This window comes from Streptomyces sp. NPDC047022 (genome assembly GCF_040644155.1).
Lineage (GTDB): Bacteria > Actinomycetota > Actinomycetes > Streptomycetales > Streptomycetaceae > Streptomyces.
This window is the reverse complement of sequence record NZ_JBEYVV010000099.1, coordinates 1-1,555: the sequence shown is the minus strand read 5'-3', so window position 1 is coordinate 1,555 and position 1,555 is coordinate 1. Positions and strand designations below refer to the sequence as shown.

1 protein-coding gene is annotated in these 1,555 nt (G+C 69.3%); it reads left to right on the top strand.

Features of this window, described 5'->3' with window-relative positions; translation table 11 throughout:
- The first annotated feature begins 267 nt into the window (after nucleotides 1–267).
- Nucleotides 268–1,485, top strand: a complete 1,218-nt coding sequence (locus ABZ845_RS31920) for an IS110 family transposase (RefSeq protein WP_360987045.1) — start codon at nucleotides 268–270, stop codon at nucleotides 1,483–1,485.
- Nucleotides 1,486–1,555: the final 70 nt, after the last annotated feature.

The following is a 1,555-nucleotide window of genomic DNA, read 5'->3' as shown; positions in this document are numbered from 1 at the left end:
CCCCGTTATGTTCTTCGCGGTCCTGCAATGGGGCCGCTGGCCTTCGGGCCCGGCATGACTTTTGCCCCCTGTCGATCGGATGACCTGGGGGGTGGTGTCACCGGGCCCGGGAGGTGTCCGTCGGAGACGCTGATCAGAGGTCCGGCCACCGTCCGGTCCGGCGCAATGCCGGACAGTTCGCGGGCGGCAGGTCTGCATAACGTGGATGCGCGAGCACGACACCCGAGCCGAGGCCGGCACCGTCAACACCCCTTGGGAAGGGGCGCGATGTTCGAGATCGAAGACGTGGGCGTATTCCTGGGCCTGGACGTCGGCAAGACCGCTCATCACGGCCACGGGCTCACCCCGGCCGGGAAGAAGGTCTTCGACAAGCCGCTGCCCAACAGCGAGCCGAAGCTGCGGGCCGTCTTCGACAAACTCAGGGCCAAGTTCGGCACCGTCTTGGTGATCGTCGACCAGCCCGCCTCGATTGGCGCCCTGCCGCTGACTGTTGCCCGCGATGCGGGCTGCCGTGTCGCCTACCTGCCCGGACTGGCCATGCGCCGGATCGCCGACCTCTACCCCGGCGAGGCCAAGACCGACGCGAAGGACGCCGCGGTGATCGCGGACGCGGCCCGCACCATGCCGCACACCCTGCGATCCCTGGAGCTGACCGACGAGATCACCGCCGAACTCACGGTCCTCGTCGGCTTCGACCAGGACCTCGCGGCCGAAGCGACCCGCACCTCCAACCGGATACGCGGCCTGCTCACCCAGTTCCACCCCAGCCTCGAACGCGTCCTGGGACCCCGCCTCGACCACCAGGCCGTCACCTGGGTGCTGGAACGCTACGGCTCCCCGGCCGCCCTGCGCAGGGCCGGTCGCCGCAGACTCGTGGAGCTGATCCGGCCCAAGGCCCCGCGCATGGCCCAGCGGCTGATCGACGACGTCTTTACCGCACTCGATGAACAGACCGTCGTCGTCCCGGGCACCGGCACCCTCGACATCGTCATCCCCTCCCTGGCAGCCTCCCTGGCCGCCGTCCACACCCAGCGCCGGGCGTTGGAAGCCCAGATCAACGCCCTGCTGGAGGCGCACCCTCTTTCCCCGGTCCTGACGTCGATGCCGGGCGTCGGCGTCAGGACCGCAGCCGTCCTGCTGGTCACCGTCGGCGACGGCACCAGCTTCCCCACCGCCGCCCACCTGGCCTCCTACGCCGGCCTCGCCCCGACCACGAAGTCGTCCGGGACCTCGATCCACGGCGAACACGCGCCACGGGGCGGAAACCGCCAGCTCAAACGGGCGATGTTCCTGTCCGCCTTCGCCTGCATGAACGCCGACCCGGCCTCCCGCACCTACTACGACAAGCAACGCGCCCGCGGCAAGACCCACGCCCAGGCACTCCTCCGCCTCGCCCGCCAACGCATCAGCGTCCTGTTCGCCATGCTCCGAGACGGAACCTTCTACGAATCCCGCACGCCCGCGGACGTCGAGCTCGCCGCATAATCCCAGCAAGACCGAATCACCCCAAACCCGACAGAGGCACCTTGACGAAAGACATAGAGGCACCCCCCCC